Genomic DNA, 13348 nt, shown 5'->3' on the forward strand with positions numbered 1-13348 from the left:
CCATCTCAAAACCCCTGCATCGCCACCCGCATTTTTCGCACGGCGCGGAAAATCGAATGCTTGGTGGCGTTTGTCTTCAGACCGAGCGTGTCGCCAATTTCCTCGATCGAACAGCCGTGGTAGTGCCGCATCAGGAACGCCGCCCGCTCTTGTCCCGACAGGCCGCCCAGTGCCAGTTGCAGCTGGTCGCCGATCTGTCCCGCGTATACCAGGTCATCCATGCTCGGGGCGTTTGGTGACGCCGTCAGCCCTTCCAGCACGTGGTCGTCTGCCACCACCTGCCGCTTCGGCCTCGCCCGGAGAAAATCCACCGAGCAGTTAAACGCGATGCGGTAGAGCCACGTGGACACGTTGGCCCGAGCCTCAAAGCGGCTGAGCTGCTTGTAGGCCTTGATGAACGTCTCCTGCACGATGTCTTCGGCGTCTTCGGCTCTGCCCGTCATTCGGAACGCCAGTCGATACAGGCTTCGGCTGTGCCGCTCGACCAGCACTCTGAAGGCGTCCTGATCGCCTTCCCTGGCCCGTACGACTGCGGCCGCATCATCCAGCTGCATCTGCTCCGTTATGACGGGAATGGAGGGCAAACAGTTAGTTCGGGTCCGTGGGTCCGCCAGTTCCGTCAGTTTCGTCAGTTCCGCCAGTTCCTAACTACTGAGCATTTGCCCAATGCCCTTAGCGAGGTCCTTTTGTCGGTAACCAAGGTCGCGCTCGGCGGCGGAACTGTCCAGGGGCCAGTCGTGGCGGAAGATCTGAAGGGTCGGGCGGGTGAGTTGAGGAGGGCGGCCCGTCATCCTCGCGCGGGTTTCGTCCAGCCAGGCGGCGGGTGTGCCGGCCCAAAGGGGCAGCCGGCGGGGCAGGGCCGTGCCGCGCAGATCGCGCAGGAGCTCAAACGGGCGCTGTTGGGGGAGGTTGGGGCCTCCGACCTGATACCCAGGTTCGGGATTCGGGTGATCGAGGGCCGAGACGTGGGCGTTGGCGACTTCATCGACCCAGGCGAAGGACCAGAGCCGATCGGCCCCGAGCAGGCCCGGCAGCCGGCCGGCCATGTGGTCGGCGAACATCCGGCCGATCAGGTTGCCTTCCGACAGCAGCCCCGGCCCATAGATCACCCCGGGGTACATGGAGACGATGGGGATGCCGTCGCGGCGCGCCTGGCCTGCGACCAGGCGCGCCGCGGCTTTGGTGCGCTGGTAGTCGTTGGCCACCAGCGGGACGTTCCGTCCCGCCGGTGGCAACGCCAGAAACGACGAGGTGTAGACGAGGCGGCGGAGGCCGTGCGTCCGCACGGCCTCCACCGCGTGGTGCAGGCCGCCGACGTTGATGTCGTCGAAGTCGCGCGGGTTCGGGCGCCAGACGCTGACGAGGGCGGCGGTGTGGATGAGGGCGTCGCAGCCGCGTGCGGCTGCGACGACCGCGTCGCGGTCGCGCACATCGCCGGAGATGAAAACGACCTCTGAGGTCGTTTCCGTAGGCCGGCGATCGGAAACGACCTCAGAGGTCGTTTTCACACCACGCGCGAACACCACCGCCTCATGTCCGCGCCCCACCAGCGCGCGCACAATCGCCTGCCCCAGGTACCCCGTGCCGCCCGTGACCAACACCCGCATCGACAGCAGTCTACTCAGTTCCCCAGTTCCTCAGTTCCTCAGTTCCTCAGTTCCTCAGGACCCCATGTACAATCGTGCGGAATGTTTGGTCGCCAAACCACCGGGTCCGTTGTCTGTGTGTCATGCGGGTATCTGGTGGGCGTCAACGACGACCGCTGCTACAACTGTGGCCGCCGCAATCCCGGGTTGTGGGGATTCGCCTCGGCCGTCCGGCGGCTCGGCAGTGATCTGGGATTCATCCCGTTCGTGATCGGCTTGTCGGTGCTGATGTTTGTCATCACCCTGGTCGCGTCGCGGGGCGAGATTGGCCTGGCGGGATTTTCGTTCCTGTCGCCCAACAGCTATAGCCTGCTGCTGTTTGGCGCGAGCGGCTCCATTCCGGTCTTCAGGTTCGACCGATGGTGGACGGTGCTGAGCGCCACGTGGCTGCATGGCAGCCTGATTCACATCCTGTTCAACCTGTACTGGGTGCGGCAGCTGGGGCCGGCCGTGGCGGATCTGTACGGGCCGGGCCGCATGGTGATTATCTACACGGTGGGTGGCATCGCCGGGTTCACGCTCACGTCATTCGCGGGCCACTACCTCAATTTCCTGCCGCTGCCGATCCTGCATGGCGCGCCGTTTACGGTTGGCGCTTCGGCGTCCATTTTCGGGTTGCTGGGCGCGCTTGTGCACTATGGCCGGCGCAGTGGTTCAAGCGATATCTACCGCCAGGCGGTGTACTACGCGGTGTTCATGTTCGTCATGGGACTTGTCATGTCGAGCATCGATAACTACGCCCACGCCGGCGGATTCATCGGCGGGTATCTGGCGAGTCGGGTGCTGGATCCCCTGGAACCCGAGCGCATCAACCATATGGTGTGGGCTCTGGTCTGTATCGTACTCTCTGTCCTCTCCATCGTCGTCTCGGTGGTGCACGGATTGTGGCTGGGATGACTCATGCGTAAACCTGTCGTCGTAATCACCGGGGCGGGTGGCGAAATTGGCCATGGCCTCATCGAACAACTGGCCGCCGATGGCACGCGGCCGATCGTGACGCTGGATGTGGCGCCGCTCGAGGGGGCACTCGCGAAACATGTGGCGCGCGAGTTCACCGGGTCGATTCTCGACCGCGGCCTGCTGGAGCGGATTCACTCCGAGTTCGAAGTGGACATGGTGTTCCACCTGGCCGCGTTGCTCTCGACGCGATCGGAGTTTTCACCCGTCATGGCCCACGAGGTGAACGTGGAGGGCACACTCAACCTGCTGGAGTTTGCGCAACACGAAGCTGAGTCGCACGGGCGTCCGGTCACATTCCTGTATCCATCCTCGATTGCCGCGTATGGGATGCCGTCGCTTGACGCCAAGCGCGAGGCCGGCCGCGTCAAAGAGCACGAGTGGACCCATCCCACCACGATGTATGGCTGCAACAAGCTGTACTGCGAACAGTTGGGCGAGTACTACGCCCGGCACTACAAACAGCTGTCGGCTGAATCCATGGCCGGTCGTGTGGACTTTCGCGCGGTCCGGTTTCCGGGACTCATTTCGGCGATCACGGTGCCGTCTGGCGGCACCTCTGATTACGCGCCCGAGATGATCCACGCCGCCGCCAAGGGTGAACCGTACGCGTGTTTCGTACGCCCCGATGCGCAGATTCCCTTCATGGCGATGCCCGATGGCGTGGAGGCGCTGCTGAAACTGGCGGCGGCGCCCAAAGCCACGCTGACCCAGACCACGTACAACCTCGGCGCCTTCGCGCCGACCGCCGAGCAGGTGCACCGCGAGGTGCTGCAGGCCTTCCCCGACGCCCAGGTATCGTTTGTGGTCGACACCAAGCGCCAGGGCATCATCGATTCGTGGCCGTCGGACGTCGATGACGAAGCCGCCCGAACAGACTGGGGCTTCGCGCCGAAATTCGACTTCGAACGTGCATTCCGGGACTATCTCATTCCCACAATTCGCGGACGATACGATCGGAATCGATAAGCGACCCCCGATTCCGATTCCAGAGTGGAGATTGACCCGAGATGCCGTTATTGACCGTTGAAGGTGAAGGTACGTTCGAGGTGCCGATGGGCAAGCGCCTGGTGCTGGCGCTCGAACAGGACGCACATATTGACCAACTGCACGCCTGCGGTGGAAAGGCGCGGTGCACCACGTGCCGTGTGGAATTCATCTCCGGTGAACCCGAGACGAGGACCGACGCCGAAACTGCGGCGCTCTCGTCCAGAGGCCTGACCGGTGTGAGACTGTCGTGTCAGATTCTCATGAACCACGACATGACCGTGCGGGCCATCAGCCGCCTGGCCGGCTCCGGCCGCGCAGATGCAGGGCGGACACCCGCGGACGTTATTGAACCTTAGGGACTTAGGAACTTAGGAACTGGTCTCTTCCTTCCCAATTTCCTCAGTTCCTAACTCGCGAGCGCGCGTGAGCGCCGCTTCCACGTTGGGGCAGAAGTTTTCCTCGCCCACGCGCTGCGGGAATCCTGACGACCGCATGATCGCGCGCGGCTGTTCGAGGGCGCCGCAGAACAGGGCCGTGCGGCCGGAGGTGCGCAGCCGTGCCGACACTTCTTCCAAGGCGCGCAGGCCCGTGGCGTCAATCGCCGTCATGTTGCGCAGCCGGAAGATGACCACCGGCGGCAGATCGTCGATCCGGTCGAGCACGCTGGTGATCTTGTCGGTGGCGCCGAACAGGAACGGTCCGTGGATGCGGAAGATGGCCACATAGGGCGGAATGGGTTTGTCCTGCAGGACGTGGACCTTTCCTGCGTCGACGTAGTCATCGGTCACGCGCGAGACAGTGGTGGTGTGTGACACACGCCGGATGAACAGCAGCGCCGCCAGCACCATGCCCACTTCGACGGCCACAGTCAGGTCGGCCAGCACGGTCAGCAGGAAGGTGGCGGCCCAGACGCCGACATCGGCTTTGGACTGCTTGAGCAGACCTGGAATTTCGTGCCACTCGCCCATGTTCCAGGCCACCACGAACAGGATGGCGGCCAGCACCGCCATCGGCACCAGACCCGCAAGCTCGGCACCGGCGAGCAGCACCACCAGCAGCGTCAGCGCGTGGATCATGCCGGCCACCGGCGTCCTGGCTCCCGATCGGATATTGGTGGCCGTGCGCGCGATGGCGCCGGTGGCGGGCAGGCCGCCGACCATGGGTGACACCACGTTGGCCACGCCCTGGGCGATGAGCTCGACGTTGGGATTGTGCCGGTCGCCGCTCATCCGATCGGCGACGACCGCCGACATCAGCGACTCGATGGCACCAAGCATCGCCACCGTGACGGCCGGGGAGATGAGTTTCGTGATGAGGGTGGGGTCAAAGGCCGGAATGTGAAACTCAGGCAGGCCCGCCGGGATACTGCCGAATCGCGATCCGATGGTCTCCACCGGCAGTTCAAGCGCCCACGCCGCGAACGTCCCAGCCACCAACGCGACCACCGTGCCTGGCACGCCCCGGACGAAACGGTTGACCAGCAGAATTACCGCGAGGGCACCGCTCCCCACCGCCACCGAGTACATCGACAGCGTGTCCATATGCCGCCAGACCGCAGCCATGCGATCGAGGAATTCGCCGACGTTTTCAGTGACGCTGACGCCCAGAAATTCGCTGATCTGCGTGCTCGCGATCAGCACCGCGATGCCGTTGGTAAAGCCGATGATGACCGGTCGTGGAATGAACTTCACCGCTGATCCGGTGCCGGTGACCCCAAGCAGGATCAGCATCACCCCCGCCATCATCGTGCACATGAACAGGCCCTGTACCCCGTGCTCGGCAATGATGCCTGCGATGACCACGACAAACGCGCCCGTCGGCCCGCCGATCTGCGTGCGCGATCCGCCCAGCGCAGAGATCAGAAAGCCGGTGACGATGGCGCAGTAGATGCCGGATTGCGGGGGCAGGCCCGAGGCGATCGCAAACGCCATCCCGAGCGGAAGGGCAACCAGTCCAACCGTGACGCCGGCAATCAGGTCGTGCCGGAACGTCGCCAGGTTGTATTCACGGAACGAAAGAACCGATGCAGGAAGCCAGGGTGAAACGGAACGAGGCATGCGCCTGAACCCAGATGGTAAGCTCTGAAAGCAGAAAAGGGAAATGTGTGATCGAACCGCCCTTCCTCTTACAAGCCTATCGGCAGGGCTACTTTCCCATGGCGATGGAGGACGGCGATATTGGCTGGTTCTCGCCCGACCCGCGTGCGATCCTGCCGCTTGAGTCGATGCGCGTGTCGCGCCGGCTCGCGCGGGTGGTGCGGTCGTCGCGCTTCGACGTGGTGATCGACGGCGACTTCGAGGGCGTCATGCGTGCGTGCGCGGCCGGTCGCGATGAGGGCACCTGGATCTCCGAAGATATTCTCGAATCGTATGTGGCGCTCCACCGCCTCGGCGTGGCCCACTCGGTGGAGGCGTGGCGTGACGGACGCCTCGCCGGTGGGCTCTACGGCGTCCACCTGGGCGGCGCGTTTTTTGGCGAGTCGATGTTCCACCATGAAACGGACGCGTCAAAGGTGGCACTGGTCGCCCTGGTGTTGCACATGCGCGCGCGGCACATGACCCTGCTCGACATCCAGTGGGTCACGCCGCATCTGGCGCAGTTCGGCGCCGTGGAAATCGCGAAGGCCGACTACATGCGTCGGCTCACGCAGGCGATCGACATTCCGTGTACGTTTGTGTGAGGAGGATGCCTTGGCGAATGTGAGTCGAAGCGTAGGATTGCTGCTGATGATCGTGGGCGTGGGCGGTTATGTCATGACCGGCATGGCGAGTCCAACGGCGCTCATTCCCGCGGCGTTCGGCCTGGTGATTTCCATGCTGGGGTTTTATGCCCGCCATGAAGACAATCGCCGGACGGCGATGCACCTGGCGATGGGCATTGCGATGGTGGGCGTGCTGGGGTCCATCTCGGGGTTGCTGTCGATTCCGGCCCTCATCTCGGGCGAGGCGGCCATGCCTGCGGCCGTCGTGTCACGCAGCGCGATGGCGGTGATCCTGCTGGTGTACCTCGCGATGGGGTTCAACAGCTTCCGGGAGGCCCGCCAGCGCCGTTAGGGAGGATCAGGATTTTCACCATGAAGAGCATGGAGGTCCATGAAGGGCGCGGGGTTGGGGGCCGGGCTTTGCCCGGGCCGCACGGACGAAGGGAAGTCAGGAACGAACACAGACGAACCAAAACGACCTCTGAGACAAATTACCGGTAAGCGCCGACGGTAATTACCTCAGAGGTCGTTTCGATCCGTGTCTGCGTTCGTTCCTGACTTCCCTTCGTCCGCGCGTGCCGCCGAAGGCGGCACCCAACCCCGCGCCTTCTGACTGCATTTCTTCATGGATCTTCATGGCCTTCATGGTGAAAGCCCTAAGGCTCTAGTGCACCGTGTACGGTTCGCTGAGGGTGAAGGGGGCGATCGTGGCGTCGAACTGCTCACCGTCCTTGGTGGTCATCTGATACGTGCCCTGCATTAGACCGAAGGGCGTGGAGAGCGGGCACCCCGACGTATAGGTGAACGTCTCGCCCGGCCCCAGCGTGGGTTGCTGGCCCACCACGCCTGGGCCGCGCACTTCTTCGACATGGCCCGCGCCATCGGTAATGATCCAGTGCCGGGTCAGCAACTGCACCGAATCCGCGCCTTCGTTGGCGATCGTGATCGTGTACATGAAAAACCACTGCGTCTCGGACGGCTTCGACCGCTCGGGCGAATACTCGGCCGTCACCGACACGCGGACGTGACGTGTGACGGCTTCAGATGTGAACATAGGCCCTCTGGAGCATGATCTGATGATGAACCATGGGGAGGCCGGTCGGCAAGCCGCACGCGCCGGTCTGTGTGGCGCCTGCCGTCATGCGCGGTGGATCCAGAACGATCGCGGCTCCAGCTTCCTGCGATGCGGCTGGTCGGATATCGACCCGCATTTCCCGAAGTTCCCCGTGCTGCCTGTGCGCCACTGTAAAATAGCCGCAATGCATACCATTTCGCCCGCGCGCCTCAAGCCAGGCGTGTCTTCTGCCGACATTCCTGCCCCCGCTCCACAGGCGGCCGGTTCCACCACGCTCATTCGCGGCCGCGCACTGATCATCTGGGATCCCAAGGCGCCGGTGGGCACCAAGAAGCTCGACGCCATCGACACCGACCAGATCACGCCCGCCACCGACTGCGTGTCAGAGAGCCTGGAGACCCTGGACGAACGGTGGAAAGCCGGCTCGTTCCGCCACCTGATGCCCGACTTCCGGGCGCGCGTGCATCGGGGCGAGACGTTTCTCATCGCCGGCGATCGCTTCGCCATTGGCTCCTCGCGCGAAATGAGCCCTGCCGGACTCAAGGGGGTCGCCGAAGAGGTGGGGCTTGAGCTGGTCATCATCGCCGGCAACAACATGGGCGACATCTTCCGCCGCAACGCCTTCAACCTCGGCCTGCACGTGGTGCAGTGTCCCGAGGCCGTGGCCGAAGCGAAGGATGGCGACGAGTTCACGTTTGACCCCGTGTCGCGAGCGATCGCGAACGTCACCCAGGGCAAGGGCTACGTGCCGGTGCCGCTGTCGGTGAAGGAAGAGGAAATCCGTCGAGGCGGCGGCATCTTCGCCGTCGGACGCCGCGAGTTTCGGCGCTCGGTGGAGACTCCACCCTCGCTGGACTGGGCAGACGAGGCGATGGCCCGTGGCATGACCACTACGGAGCAGATCATCTGGGCCCATCGCGTCGATCGCGATCTGACGCGTGCCGACTTCAAGCCTGGTGCCACGCTCCGGGCCTATGCAGACCTGCTGCCGGCCTCCGATGGCACCGCGCCATTCTCCATTCACACGTTCAACCAGATTACGGGCGGCCGGACGATTGACCCGCGACAAGCGGCGGTAGCGAACGACCACTTCGTTTTCACGGGCAAAGACGAGGACGATAAGCAGACGTCCATCGGCCGGGCGTTCGCGAAGTTCCACGGCATGGAAAAGCCGTACTACGCCACGCCCGGCGATGGCATCTTCCACTTCTATTTCCCCGAGCAGGGGCTCGTAATGCCCGGGCAATTCATTCCGGGCGCCGACTCGCACAGCCGCGCGTACGGGGCCTACGGTGCGGTGGGCATCGGCGTGGGATCAACAACCCTGGGCTTCGGCTGGTCCACCGGCTACATCTACTTCACCCTGGCGAAACAGCGCCGCGTCTCGTTTGTGGGCCGCCTGAACCCGTGGGTCGGCGGCAAGGATGTGGTGCTTGAACTGTTGCGGCGGTGGGGCGCCAAACAGTCGCAGGGCATGTCGGTGGAGTTCGTGGATGCCGCGCGCCAACTGCCGATGGTGTCGCGCAACACCATTGCGAACATGATGGCCGAGGCTGAGGCGCTCAACGGGATTTTCGCCCCGGACGAAACCACGCGTGAGTGGTATCGCGCCAAGGGCATTACGGATCTGCCGTACCCGATGATTACGCCTGGCGCCGACGCGGTGTACGAGATCGACGAGGTGTTCGATTTGTCGGAGGTCGCTCCGATGATCGCCAAGCCGTTCAGCCCCGGCAATGCCTTTCACGCCGGCGACGTGGCGCGTGAGCGCCTCACCTTCGACAAGGCCATGATCGGGTCGTGCACCAACGGCAGCTACGACGACCTGCTGCAGGCCGCGCTGGTCCTGCGCGCAGCGCGTGGCCTCGGCCGGGTCAAGGCCGCCACCGAGTTCAAGGTGTTCCCGGGCAGCAGCGGCGTGGGCAGGCAGATCGAAACGCCGGACGCGCGCCTGGCCGGCGAGTCGATCGCCGACGTGTTCCGCTCAGTTGGCGCAGTCATTCGGCAGTCCTGGTGTGGCCCCTGCTTCGGTCAGGGCGAAGACGCGCTGTCGCCAGGCCAGCGCGCCATCACCTCCTTCAACCGCAACTGGCAAAATCGCATGGGTTTTGGCGGCGAGGGCTTCCTCGCATCGCCTTCGGTCGTCGCCGCGTCTGCGATGCTCGGCTATATGGGAGGGCCGGAGGAGCTCGGGATTTCCTGGAATCCGCACACGTTCGCGATTTAATGTAGTAACATATCTACATTATGACGAAGCCCGGGAGGCGCACGGCGATCACCACGCTGTCCAGTCGGGATTTCAACCAGCGCGCCAGTGAGGCCAAGAAGGCGGCCGACAAGGGGCCGGTCTTTATTACCGACCGTGGTCGTCCGGCCCATGTTCTCCTGAGCATCGAAGACTATCGCAGGTTGGCCGGAGGGCGAGTCACTTTGGCCCAGGCGGTGGCGCAGCCAGGCGCGGCGGACGTCGATTTTGATCCGCCGAGGTTGGCAGACCTCCATCGCCTTCCCGACCTGTCCTGATGTTTCTGCTCGACACCAACGTTGTGTCGGAATTGCGGCGGCCCGACAAGGCGGACGCGCGCGTTTTAGGATGGGCCGCCGCATCGCCGGTAGCCGACTTCTTTCTCTCGGTCATTTCCGTGCTCGAACTGGAACTCGGCGTGCTGATGTTGGAGCGACGGGATCCGGCTCAGGGCCTGGTGCTTCGCGCCTGGCTGGACGGCCAGATTCTGCCGCAGTTCGAGGGGCGGATCCTCCCGGTAGATACGGCGGTCGCCCTGCAGTGTGCCGGCCTGTACGTGCCCGATCCCCGGTCGCATCGTGATGCGATGATTGCCGCCACAGCCCTGGTGCACAAAATGACGGTGGCCACCAGGAACGTGTCAGACTTCGCGCCGACAGGCGTGCGAACGTTCAACCCGTGGACTGAAGGCTGAAAAAATGATCCGACTTGTCCTGATTGGCATCCTCGCTGTCACATCTCTGTCGGCCGCGGCAGGGCAGTCAGAAACTGTCCTGACACCCGGTCTGGTGATCAGTTCGAACACCAAAGTGAAGCCTGGCGTGTATCGCTTGCCTGGCGCCGACGGAAAATCTGCGGTCGTCGTGCGCGGCACCAATGTGACCCTCGACCTCACAGGGGTCGTCATCGAAGGCGGCGAACCGTTCGCCGATCCGGACGGTTACGTCGGCACCGGTATCGAGGTCGACGGCGGGAGTCGCGTCACGATAAAGGGTGGGGCCATTCGCGGATACAAGGTCGCCGTGCTCGCGCGCAAGTCGCCGTTCCTGCATTTGACGGGTCTGGATCTCAGTTACAACTGGAAGCAGCGTCTCTGGTCGGGCATCGAAAAAGAAAGCCTCGTGGACTGGATGTCGTACCACAACAACGAGAAGGACGAATGGTTGCGCTTCGGCGCTGCCATCTACCTCAGCGAGTGTGATGACGCAGAGATCGATCACAGCCGGGCGACCCAGGGTCAGAACGGCCTGATGGTCACGCGATCGGCGCGGCTCAAGATCTGGAACAACGATTTTTCGTACCTGTCATCGATCGGCCTCGGCATGTATCGCACCACCGACAGCGTGGTGGCGCACAACAAGTTCGACTACGCGGTGCGCGGCTACAGTCACGGCTTCTACTTCCGCGGCCAGGACTCCACCGGCATCCTGATGTACGAACAGTCCAGCCGCAATACGTTCCACCACAACTCTGCCACGCACGGCGGCGACGGCCTGTTCATGTGGGCGGGCCAGACCACGATGGACACCGGACAGGGCGGCGCAAACGACAACGTCTTCTTCGAGAACGACTTCAGTCACGCCGTGGCCAACGGCATTGAGGTCACCTTCAGCCGCAACCGCTTCATCGGCAACCGTGTGGACGATTGCTGGCATGGGGTCTGGGGCGGCTACAGCTACGACACCGAGTTCCTGAACAACTCGTTCGCCGGGAACGATGAAGCCATCGCCATCGAGCACGGCCAGAACATCGCCATCGCCGGCAACACCTTCAAAGGCGACAAGGTCGCCCTGCGTCTGTGGGCCAACGCCACGCAGGATCCCAATTGGGGGTATGCCAAGTTCCGCGACACCCGCAGTCGCGACTACCGCATCACGGGCAACACGTTCGAGAATCACGGCACACTCCTCGACGCGATCAGGACCAGTGGTCTGCACCTCTCAAAAAATGCCGTGCGCGGCACCATGGGCGCGCTCATGAAAGGCGGCTCCGACGTCGACGGGCTGCAGTGGGACGCCGCGCCGGCCTCCACGACGGTTCAGCGTGAAGTGGTGCCAACCCCGGCCACGTGGTTGCCGCTGGCTGGCGGCATGAACGCCCTCCTGCCTGAAGGCGCGCGCCGCGGCCGATCCACCATCATCGTGGACGAATGGGGACCGTACGACTACCGCCATCCCAAGCTGTGGCCGGTGGGGAAGGCGACCGACCGGCCTTTGAAGCTGCGCGTACTCGGCCCGGCGGGGCAGTGGAAGCTGGTCTCAGCTCGCGGTGGCGCGGTCGATACCAGCGCCGGCGCCATGGGCGCTGAAGTCGTGGTGACGCCGACGGGTGAGGGCCTCGACCTGCGCCTGGAGTTCGAATACCTCGGTGCGGAAGTCGTGGACCCGCGTGGCCGGAAGACGCCTGCCGGGCAGCCTCACCGTTTCGTCTACGAGCAGTTCGAGCCCGCCATCGCCTGGAATACCCGCTGGTGGACCTGGGACGAGAAGGCCGACCCGCTCAAGGCACCCCAGGCGTTTGCAGCCCGGCTCAATGAGCCTCCCACGAAGACCGAGGTGGTGCCCCGCTTTGACCTCATCAGCGGCCGCCTGATGATGCCCGATCTGCCCGCCGATCGGCTCGCCATGCGCGCAGAAGGGACCGTGACTCTTCCGGCCGGCAACTACGAACTCGTGACCATCACCGATGACGGCATTCGGGTCTGGATCGACGACAAGATGGTGCTGGAGCGTTGGGACATCCATGGGTCGGAGGTCGATCGGGTACCATTACCGGCCGGGCGTCATCGGATCCGCCTTGAGTACTTCGAAGCGACCGGCTGGGCCGAACTGAAAGTCATGATCAAGCGCCGGTAGGCGTTTCGCACCCGAGCACACAACCTATGGAAATGTTCACGTCGCCAGAACTGTTGATTGCCCTCGTCACCCTGACGTTCCTCGAGATTGTCCTGGGAGTCGACAACGTCATCTTTATCTCGATTCTCTCGGGCAAGTTGCCGAAGGACCAGCAGAAACGCGCGCGTCGTGTCGGTCTGATGGCCGCCATGGTCATGCGCATCGCGCTGTTGTTTTCGCTCTCGTGGATGGCGCGCCTGACCGCGCCGTTATTCACGATTCTTGAGCAGAGCTTTTCGGGCCGCGACCTGATCCTTGTTGGCGGCGGTTTGTTCCTGTTGGCGAAGGCCACCTACGAGATTCACGACAAACTCGAAGGGGAAGAAGGCCATGCCTCCGGCAAGGCCGCAGCGACGTTCGCCAGCGTGATCACCCAGGTGATGCTCCTCGACATCGTGTTTTCACTCGATTCGGTTATCACCGCGATCGGCATGTCCGAGAACCTGATGGTGATGGTGACGGCCGTGGTGCTGGCGGTCCTGGTGATGCTGGTCGCTGCCGAACCTATTTCGGATTTCGTTGAACTCCATCCCACGGTCAAGATTCTCGCCCTGTCATTCCTCTTGTTGATTGGGCTGTCGCTCGTGGCCGATGGATTCGGGCAGCACATCTCGAAGGGCTACATCTACTTTGCGATGGGCTTCTCGGTGTTCGTCGAGTTCATCAACATCCGCATCAAGAGCCGGCGCAAGGTGAAGCCGGTGGAACTCCGGCACAACTACCCGGACTAAAGCCTCGGCCTTGAAGAGCAGGCCGAGCTACGAAATGCCGGCCAGAGCCGCGGCCTTGAGACCCAGGCCGCGCTACGAGATGCCGACGCGCTTGAAACCAACGCGCGCC

General features: G+C 63.6%; 14 protein-coding genes. 10 read left to right on the forward strand and 4 right to left on the reverse strand.

All coding sequences use genetic code 11. From position 1 onward, the window contains the following. Positions 1–5 precede the first annotated feature (5 nt). Both IPL75_08765 and IPL75_08770 read right to left on the reverse strand, forming a co-directional pair. The gene (locus IPL75_08765; protein MBK9240350.1) at positions 6–554 is read right to left on the reverse strand and encodes an RNA polymerase sigma factor; all 549 of its coding nucleotides are present in this window, start codon (positions 552–554) and stop codon (positions 6–8) included. 90 nt (positions 555–644) lie between these two features. Continuing rightward, positions 645–1607: an SDR family NAD(P)-dependent oxidoreductase gene (locus IPL75_08770; GenBank protein MBK9240351.1), complete on the reverse strand. Its 963-nt coding sequence runs from the start codon at positions 1605–1607 to the stop codon at positions 645–647. 81 nt (positions 1608–1688) lie between these two features. Here IPL75_08770 and IPL75_08775 point away from each other — a divergent pair, with 81 nt between their 5' ends. The 3 genes from IPL75_08775 to IPL75_08785 are packed head-to-tail and all read left to right on the forward strand — an operon-like array spanning position 1689 to position 3949. Next, entirely contained in the window at positions 1689–2543 is an 855-nt protein-coding gene (locus IPL75_08775; protein ID MBK9240352.1) for a rhomboid family intramembrane serine protease, read from the forward strand. 3 nt (positions 2544–2546) lie between these two features. Next, on the forward strand, positions 2547–3572 hold the full coding sequence (locus IPL75_08780) for an NAD-dependent epimerase/dehydratase family protein (protein MBK9240353.1): 1026 nt from the start codon (positions 2547–2549) through the stop codon (positions 3570–3572). Between the two features lie 41 nt (positions 3573–3613). Continuing rightward, positions 3614–3949, forward strand: coding sequence for a (2Fe-2S)-binding protein (locus IPL75_08785; protein MBK9240354.1), 336 nt, complete (start codon positions 3614–3616; stop codon positions 3947–3949). A gap of 12 nt (positions 3950–3961) precedes the next feature. On the opposite strand, the gene IPL75_08790 is transcribed toward IPL75_08785, so the two are convergent. After that, positions 3962–5650: an STAS domain-containing protein gene (locus IPL75_08790; protein ID MBK9240355.1), complete on the reverse strand. Its 1689-nt coding sequence runs from the start codon at positions 5648–5650 to the stop codon at positions 3962–3964. A gap of 14 nt (positions 5651–5664) precedes the next feature. On the opposite strand from IPL75_08790, the gene IPL75_08795 reads away from it, so the two are divergent. Together IPL75_08795 and IPL75_08800 are read left to right on the forward strand one after the other, a co-directional pair. Then, positions 5665–6273, forward strand: a complete 609-nt coding sequence (locus IPL75_08795; protein MBK9240356.1) for a leucyl/phenylalanyl-tRNA--protein transferase — start codon at positions 5665–5667, stop codon at positions 6271–6273. Between the two features lie 19 nt (positions 6274–6292). Beyond that, positions 6293–6646 (forward strand): hypothetical protein, encoded by a 354-nt coding sequence (locus IPL75_08800; GenBank protein MBK9240357.1) that lies wholly within the window; start codon positions 6293–6295, stop codon positions 6644–6646. A 312-nt stretch (positions 6647–6958) separates the two neighbouring features. On the opposite strand, the gene apaG is transcribed toward IPL75_08800, so the two are convergent. Then, positions 6959–7348, reverse strand: a complete 390-nt coding sequence (gene apaG, locus IPL75_08805; protein ID MBK9240358.1) for a Co2+/Mg2+ efflux protein ApaG — start codon at positions 7346–7348, stop codon at positions 6959–6961. Between the two features lie 205 nt (positions 7349–7553). On the opposite strand from apaG, the gene IPL75_08810 reads away from it, so the two are divergent. From IPL75_08810 to IPL75_08830, 5 genes are read left to right on the forward strand one after another with little or no spacing between them, the layout of a single operon-like run. Next, positions 7554–9596: a hypothetical protein gene (locus IPL75_08810; GenBank protein ID MBK9240359.1), complete on the forward strand. Its 2043-nt coding sequence runs from the start codon at positions 7554–7556 to the stop codon at positions 9594–9596. Positions 9597–9616: 20 nt separating this feature from the next. Next, positions 9617–9892: a type II toxin-antitoxin system Phd/YefM family antitoxin gene (locus tag IPL75_08815; GenBank protein ID MBK9240360.1), complete on the forward strand. Its 276-nt coding sequence runs from the start codon at positions 9617–9619 to the stop codon at positions 9890–9892. Continuing rightward, entirely contained in the window at positions 9892–10308 is a 417-nt protein-coding gene (locus IPL75_08820; protein ID MBK9240361.1) for a type II toxin-antitoxin system VapC family toxin, read from the forward strand. Before IPL75_08815 ends, IPL75_08820 begins: the two co-directional genes overlap by 1 nt. Positions 10309–10312: 4 nt before the next feature. Then, positions 10313–12469 carry a right-handed parallel beta-helix repeat-containing protein gene (locus IPL75_08825; GenBank protein ID MBK9240362.1) on the forward strand — a complete coding sequence of 719 codons (2157 nt, stop codon included), beginning with the start codon at positions 10313–10315 and terminating at the stop codon, positions 12467–12469. Positions 12470–12495: 26 nt separating this feature from the next. Continuing rightward, positions 12496–13239, forward strand: a complete 744-nt coding sequence (locus IPL75_08830; protein MBK9240363.1) for a TerC family protein — start codon at positions 12496–12498, stop codon at positions 13237–13239. The last annotated feature ends 109 nt before the right edge of the window (positions 13240–13348 follow it).

This window comes from Acidobacteriota bacterium (assembly GCA_016716905.1).
Classification (GTDB): domain Bacteria; phylum Acidobacteriota; class Vicinamibacteria; order Vicinamibacterales; family SCN-69-37; genus SYFT01.

What these genes read in the sequence shown, in the direction of transcription:
- IPL75_08765 (MBK9240350.1), bottom strand. Translation starts at nt 554, where the DNA reads ATGCAGCTGGATGATGCGGCCGCAGTCGTACGGGCCAGGGAAGGCGAT.
- IPL75_08770 (MBK9240351.1), bottom strand. Translation starts at nt 1,607, where the DNA reads ATGCGGGTGTTGGTCACGGGCGGCACGGGGTACCTGGGGCAGGCGATT.
- IPL75_08775 (MBK9240352.1), top strand. Translation starts at nt 1,689, where the DNA reads ATGTTTGGTCGCCAAACCACCGGGTCCGTTGTCTGTGTGTCATGCGGG.
- IPL75_08780 (MBK9240353.1), top strand. Translation starts at nt 2,547, where the DNA reads ATGCGTAAACCTGTCGTCGTAATCACCGGGGCGGGTGGCGAAATTGGC.
- IPL75_08785 (MBK9240354.1), top strand. Translation starts at nt 3,614, where the DNA reads ATGCCGTTATTGACCGTTGAAGGTGAAGGTACGTTCGAGGTGCCGATG.
- IPL75_08790 (MBK9240355.1), bottom strand. Translation starts at nt 5,650, where the DNA reads ATGCCTCGTTCCGTTTCACCCTGGCTTCCTGCATCGGTTCTTTCGTTC.
- IPL75_08795 (MBK9240356.1), top strand. Translation starts at nt 5,665, where the DNA reads ATGGTAAGCTCTGAAAGCAGAAAAGGGAAATGTGTGATCGAACCGCCC.
- apaG (MBK9240358.1), bottom strand. Translation starts at nt 7,348, where the DNA reads ATGTTCACATCTGAAGCCGTCACACGTCACGTCCGCGTGTCGGTGACG.
- IPL75_08810 (MBK9240359.1), top strand. Translation starts at nt 7,554, where the DNA reads ATGCATACCATTTCGCCCGCGCGCCTCAAGCCAGGCGTGTCTTCTGCC.
- IPL75_08815 (MBK9240360.1), top strand. Translation starts at nt 9,617, where the DNA reads ATGACGAAGCCCGGGAGGCGCACGGCGATCACCACGCTGTCCAGTCGG.
- IPL75_08820 (MBK9240361.1), top strand. Translation starts at nt 9,892, where the DNA reads ATGTTTCTGCTCGACACCAACGTTGTGTCGGAATTGCGGCGGCCCGAC.
- IPL75_08825 (MBK9240362.1), top strand. Translation starts at nt 10,313, where the DNA reads ATGATCCGACTTGTCCTGATTGGCATCCTCGCTGTCACATCTCTGTCG.
- IPL75_08830 (MBK9240363.1), top strand. Translation starts at nt 12,496, where the DNA reads ATGGAAATGTTCACGTCGCCAGAACTGTTGATTGCCCTCGTCACCCTG.